This is a genomic window from Thauera phenylacetica B4P (genome assembly GCF_000310225.1).
GTDB lineage: Bacteria > Pseudomonadota > Gammaproteobacteria > Burkholderiales > Rhodocyclaceae > Thauera > Thauera phenylacetica.
In genome coordinates this window covers 1-5,797 of sequence record NZ_AMXF01000248.1, presented here as the reverse complement: position 1 = coordinate 5,797, position 5,797 = coordinate 1, and the positions used below count along the sequence as shown (strand labels likewise).

6 protein-coding genes are annotated in these 5,797 nt (G+C 69.3%); 4 read left to right on the top strand and 2 right to left on the bottom strand.

Annotated features, from left to right (window positions below; translation table 11 throughout):
* On the bottom strand, positions 1-1,519 hold a 1,519-nt coding region (locus C667_RS19610), incomplete at its 3' end, for a TolC family protein (RefSeq protein WP_157302424.1).
* Between the two features lie 369 nt (positions 1,520-1,888).
* Here C667_RS19610 and C667_RS19605 point away from each other — a divergent pair.
* Positions 1,889-2,674, top strand: coding sequence for a response regulator transcription factor (locus tag C667_RS19605; protein ID WP_245538504.1), 786 nt, complete (start codon positions 1,889-1,891; stop codon positions 2,672-2,674).
* Positions 2,675-2,695: 21 nt separating this feature from the next.
* Here C667_RS19605 and C667_RS19600 read toward each other — a convergent pair whose 3' ends face one another.
* Positions 2,696-3,568: an FkbM family methyltransferase gene (locus tag C667_RS19600; protein ID WP_004378007.1), complete on the bottom strand. Its 873-nt coding sequence runs from the start codon at positions 3,566-3,568 to the stop codon at positions 2,696-2,698.
* A 449-nt stretch (positions 3,569-4,017) separates the two neighbouring features.
* Here C667_RS19600 and C667_RS19595 point away from each other — a divergent pair, with 449 nt between their 5' ends.
* From C667_RS19595 to C667_RS26225, 3 genes are all read left to right on the top strand, one after another.
* Complete coding sequence (locus C667_RS19595) at positions 4,018-4,695, top strand: bactofilin family protein (RefSeq protein ID WP_157302422.1); 678 nt, start codon at positions 4,018-4,020, stop codon at positions 4,693-4,695.
* 104 nt (positions 4,696-4,799) lie between these two features.
* A complete protein-coding gene (locus C667_RS19590; protein WP_004378005.1) occupies positions 4,800-5,174 on the top strand; it encodes a bactofilin family protein in 375 nt (124 codons plus the stop codon).
* Positions 5,175-5,189: 15 nt separating this feature from the next.
* On the top strand, positions 5,190-5,447 hold the full coding sequence (locus tag C667_RS26225) for a hypothetical protein (protein WP_004378003.1): 258 nt from the start codon (positions 5,190-5,192) through the stop codon (positions 5,445-5,447).
* Positions 5,448-5,797: the final 350 nt, after the last annotated feature.

The window sequence follows — 5,797 nt, the reverse complement described above, 5'->3', positions numbered from 1 at the left end:
CGCCCGCGCCGCCCTCCTCACCCGTGGCGGGCGTCGCGGGCGACTGGCCGCGATGGATCGCGTCGCCGAGCTCGACGAGGTTGCCCTGCCACAGCTCCGGCCCAAGGCCCACCGAAGCGAAGAGCTTGGCGTGCGCCGCGAAGAGCTCGACCACTGCCTCGTCGCGGCGCAGCTTGGTCGCCAGGTTCTCGAGCAGGCGCTCGGTGTATTGCATGTCGGTCGCCTGGCCGGCGGTGCGCAGCACGTCGGTCATGCCCTCGATGTCCTGGGTGATCTTGTAGCTGTCGTCCATCAGCAGGAAACGGTCGGCCTTGATCGCGTAGTCGAGCAGGCCGAGGTGCACCTGCGTGATGACCGAGGCGGTGACCAGCACCCGATCGACCTCGCCGCGCTGTTCGGCGAGCTCGCGTGCCTGGAGGCGCTGGAACTTGGCCGGCAGCGCGAACAGGTTCCAGCTCAGCTCGGCACCCACCGCGTTCCAGGTGTTGGTGCGCAGCAACGCGCTGTCGTCGTAGTGCCGTCCGGCGAACAGGCTCACGCCCGGGAACAGGCTCAGCATGGCGCTGCGCGTGTCCTCCTGCAGCAGCATGGCCTGCAGGTCGTTCTCGAACAGCACCGGGTGATTGCGCAGCGCCGCGAACTCCAGCTTCTTGATGTCGAGATCGGCCGGGCGCGGGAGCGCGGCGATCACGGCGCGCAGGTCGGGACGCTGCAGGCGGATCTCGGTCGCCTGCTTGAGCCCCATCAGCTGCACGAGCTCCAGGCGCGCGGTCGACAGGTTGCCGTGCAGCTTCTGGATGGCGATCGACAGCTCGATGAGCTTGAGCTGGGCCTCCTTGCCGGCGAGCAGGCTCACGCTGCGGTCGCGCATCGACGCGGTCAGGCGCTCGTACTGGCGCTCCATCTGGCGCTTGACGTTGTAGCTGTACTCGAGCGCGTCCTCGGCCGCCGCGGCACGCCAGTAGGCGGTGATGACGTCGAGCGCGATGCGCTGGCGGATCTTCTCGCGGCGATACTCGAGCTGCGCCTGCTGCATCTCGCGCTGCTCGCTGCGGATCGCGGCGGTCATGAAGTCGAGCACGTTCCAGGTGAGCGTGAGATCGGCGGTGCGACTGTGGCGCGGCTCGCTGACCGAGCTCGCCCCCGACGGCCGCCCGTCCGGGCCCAGCACCGCCTTGACCTCGGGTTCGCTGCGCCGCGTCGAGGCAGCCTCGGCGTCGAGCCGCGGCAGCATGTCGAGGCGGGCGGCGACGCGCTCGCGCGAGGCGATCTCGAGCTCGTACTGCGCGACCTTGAGCTCGAGGTTGTTGCGCAAGGCGATCTCGAGCACCTCCTGGAAGGCGAGCGGGCGATCGGGCAGCACCTCTGCCGTGGTCTTGTCGAGGGCCTGCAGGTCCTTGCCGAGGTTCGCCTCGCGCTCGGCCTTGCGATCGAAGCTGGCGGTGGTGCAGCCGCCCAGAACCAGGAGGCCGGCCAGCGCCATGCAGAGGACGGAGAGACGGACACGCGGAGCGGGCATGGGGGCACCTCGGGCAAAAAGAATGATTACCTAAAACTCTCACCCCGAATATCATCCTTTATGCGCCATCCTTCCACTCTCGTTTCTCTCTTCTCTCACCTTTCGGGATGAATTCCCTTCCCGTGCTCCGAGCGGAACCGCTGCATCCACGGGCCTTCGCGCGGTCTTTGCCCGAACGCGGCGCGGCACCCGTAGACGGCGCTCATAAAAAACCGCACACCCGGCATCACGGAATCCTTACTATGATGTATGCTTGACGCACGACGGGTACTTTACCTATCGTGCAGGAGGCTACGCCGGCGCGGACAGGTCTGCGGAGCCGCCGGCCGCGCCCGCGCAGCATCGACGGACGCCCGCAAGCCCACAACCTTGAATCGACTGAACGACACCATGGGCTCGATCTCGAAACCACATATCGGCCTCGTCGAGGACAATGACGACCTGCGCGAGGATCTCGAATTCCTGCTGCGCGCGAACGGCTACCCCGTGTGGAGCGCGGCGCGCGGCGAGAGCTTCAACCGCCAGCTGAGCGTGGCGCGCACGGACGTGGCGCTGATCGACCTCTCGCTCCCAGACTGCGACGGACTGGAGCTGATCCACCTCCTGCGCGACGACCCGGCACGCGGCGTGATCGTGTTGACCGCCCGCAGCGCTCTCGACACCAAGCTGCAGGCGATGCGCCTCGGCGCAGATCATTACCTTACAAAACCGGTGGATCTGCGCGAGCTGCAGGTCACCATCGACGCGACCTGGCGCCGCGTGTGTGCCGCCACCGAGCATCCGGCGCAGCGGGCGGCCAACGATGCGCCGGCACCCAACTGGCTCTTCGACCCGTTCGAGCAGACCCTGAGCGAACCCGGCCGCGGAACGCTGGAGCTGTCCGGCACCGAGAGCATCCTGCTGGCGATGCTGACCTCGCACCCGGGCGAGCTGATGAGCAAGGAACGGGTACTGGAGACCGTCTATCCGGGCGACCCGAGCCGCGAGTTCCACCGCATCGAGGTCGTGCTCAACCGGCTGCGCCAGAAGGCGCGCCGGCAGTGCATCGCGCTGCCGATCCGGTCGGTGTTCGGCAAGGGGCTGGTGTTCACCGAGCCATGTCGCCAGCTCGAAGCCCGCCGCCAGATCCGCTCGAGCGCCTTCGCGCGGGCCTGAGGCCCACCCTCGTCACGCCGCTCAGATGCGCAGGTTGGCGTCGACCCGGATCCCGGCGCCCTCGGCGAGGCGGCGCACGATGTGCTCGGCCCGGCGCTGGCGCACGTAGATCATCGTGCGCCGGGTACGTTCGAGGCGCAGCAGGCGGCGTCGCCAGGGATCGTAGTCGGCCGGAACGAAGCCGTGGCGCTCGAGCACGGCGCGCACCAGCTCCGGCTGCTCGTCCTCCAGCGCGCGCTCGGGGTCGGCGCCGACGATCACGGCGCACAGCGACGGGTCGCCGAGCGTGGCGTTCGCCCCGCGCAGCACCGCGAGCTCGTCGCCACCGACGTCGACCCGCGCCAGCACCGGATGCCCGGCCAGGCGGGCGTCATCGAGGCGCACCACCGCCGCGGACGCGCACTCGCGGGTGGCCACGCGCAAGGGCAGCGGCAGCCGGCGGGTAGAGCTCCAGAACGCCTCCAGCTCCCCCGGCACCTCGGCCACGGCGAGCTCGCGACAATCCACGCGGCCGCCCAGCCCGTTCAGCGCCACATTGCGCCGCAACAGGGCCGCCCGCCCGGGCTCCGGCTCGAAGGCGCTCACGCAGGCGTCGGCCGTCGCCGCCGCGAGCACGGCATAGCTGCCGATGCTCGCCCCCACGTCGACGAAATACTCGTCGCCGCGCAGGAAGTGGGCCACGAAGGCCATCGCCTCCGGATCCTTCAGGACGAGCAGGCTGAGCTCGCGCGTCTCCCGGCTCAAGGGCTCGGCAAGGAGCAGCGTCTCGTTGACGAAGGGGACCAACACCGGACCGCTGACCACGCTGGCGTGGAGCTTCCAGGAAAGGTATCGCGCGTACGCGCCGAGGCGGTCACTACGGGTGACGGGGTGCCGCCAGGCACGCATCAACATCGCGATCTCCGGGAAGGGGGAAGAGGTGCGAGACGTAAGGTAACATTTAACCCTTGATCGATCCACAAGACAATTTCATTACGCCTCTTCGAGCGCGTGCGACAACGCCTGCGCGCGCCGCACCGCGGCTTTCGCGCCTGCCGGCGCTCCTACACTAAACGGGAGCCGCGATGGTCCATGCCCGATTCGCGCCTGCCGGCGCTCCTACGTAACACCGGAGTCGTGATGGTTCATGTAGGAGCGCCGGCAGGCGCGAATCGGGCGGCTCCGCACGCACCCCCGTCACCGGGACTGCACCGCGCCGACTCCCCCAGCATGAAGTATATTTTGTGCTATCTTTACCTTACGGTATCGTTGCGTCCCGGGTACCGACGTACCCGTCGCCCCACCCCCTGTCCGCATGCGCGGAGCCGAGCGTCGCGACGACACCAACTCACGGAACCATGACCATGCAAGCGAAACGCGCAGAATTCGGCCTGGACAGCGACGCTCGCGTCGCCGCGGCAGCGATCGCTGCGGTGGAGCCGCGCGACGAGCGTCCCGCCCCGGCGGCCGCCAGCCTCGGCACCCTGCACGGCGCCGACCGGCCCGCCAAGCCGGCCCCGGCCCCTTCCCCGCCGACGCCCGCAAACGAGGCCCTGGCCTACGGCTGCCTCGTGGTCGGCAAGGACGTCCACGTCGCCGGCTCGCTCACCATTCCCGGCAGCGTGCGGGTGGAAGGCCGCATCGACGGCAAGATCGACGCCGGCGAGGTGGTCGTGCTGGGCGGCGGCACCATCATCGGCGAGATCTACTGCGCCCAGGCCACCCTGCACGGCACCGTCCGCGGCGAGATCCACTGCACCGAGCGCCTCACGATCACCGCCAACGCCGTCGTCGAGGGCGAGCTGCACTACTACCGCGACATCGCCGTCGCATCCGGCGCGCACAGCCTCAACTGCACGCTCACCTTCCGCGAGGACCCTGCCCCCCTGCACAACATGGCGCCGGCCCTCGACAAGCTCGCGCCGATCTTCGACAAGAGCCCGCCGGTCGACGGCACGGGCGAGCGCGATCTCGCGCGCGAGCTGCTGCCGAGCCAGAGCTCCCTGATGAGCCGGCTGTTCGGCTCCGGCAAGACCCACTGAACCCGCCCGCAGCACCCCCACGAGCCCGACCGCCCTCCAGCACGGATCGCGGCGGGCTCCTCCACACCAACCGCGACTCCACGCTCTTCGGGGATCGAACACCAATGACTCAATACCAGGACTGGGAGGCCGGCTCCCTGATCATCGGCGAAGGCGTCCGCCTGAACGGCAAGATCGAGGCGCCCGGCACCGTGCTCGTCAATGGCGCGATCGACGGCGACGTCACGGCCCAGGACATCCGCATCGGCGCCTCCGGCCGCGTCAACGGCAGCCTCTCGGCGCAGAACATCGAGCTCGCCGGCCACGCCGGCCAGTCGATCGCCGCGGTCAAGCACCTGGTGATCCGCGCCGGCGCCACCGTGAGCGGAAACATCAAGTACCAGACCATCGAGATCGAGAGCGGCGCGCGCATCGAGGGCAGCCTCGAGAGCAACGACCGCGTCGAGCGCCCCAAGGCCTCCAACCTCATGCGCGGCTAGCCGCCCCCCCCACCGATGAACACGCGCGTCGCCCTGTCCCTGCTGCTCGTCGCGGCCGCCGTCCAGGCCCAGACCCCCTCGGTCGGCTGGAGCAACAGCTATTCCTTCCCCGGTGTGAACCGCCGCAAGTTCAGCGGCCGCCCCCACGCCGACCTCGACATCCTGCCCGGCATGACCTCCACGGTCGAGATCAGGACCGGGTCGAACACCGTGCTGCAGTACCTGACCAAGCCGGTCACCAAGACCTTGTCGGAAGCGCTCGGCGAGCGCTGACCCGGACCGGCACCGCGGCAGGCGCGCCGCGAGGCGCAAAGGCATCGGCGCGCGTCCATTAAATGTAGGAGCGCCGGCAGGCGCGAAGACGGCACCTGGCGCGCTTCCGTCCAATGTAGGAGCGCCGGCAGGCGCGAAGGCGGCGGCGGGCTTCGTCACCCACGGTGGTTTGTGGACCGCCCGCTTCGCGCCTGCCGGCGCTCCTACACAAACCGGCGCGCCTCCGTTGAATGTAGGAGCGCCGGCAGGCGCGAAGGCGGCGGTGGGCTTCGTCACCCACGGTGGTCTGTGGACCGCCCGATTCGCGCCTGCCGGCGCTCCTACACAAACCGGCGCGCCTCTACTGGGTT

Coding starts and splice junctions, on each gene's coding strand:
- C667_RS26225 (WP_004378003.1), top strand. CDS start 5,190: ATGAACACGCGCGTCGCCCTGTCCCTGCTGCTCGTCGCGGCCGCCGTC.
- C667_RS19590 (WP_004378005.1), top strand. CDS start 4,800: ATGACTCAATACCAGGACTGGGAGGCCGGCTCCCTGATCATCGGCGAA.
- C667_RS19595 (WP_157302422.1), top strand. CDS start 4,018: ATGCAAGCGAAACGCGCAGAATTCGGCCTGGACAGCGACGCTCGCGTC.
- C667_RS19600 (WP_004378007.1), bottom strand. CDS start 3,568: ATGTTGATGCGTGCCTGGCGGCACCCCGTCACCCGTAGTGACCGCCTC.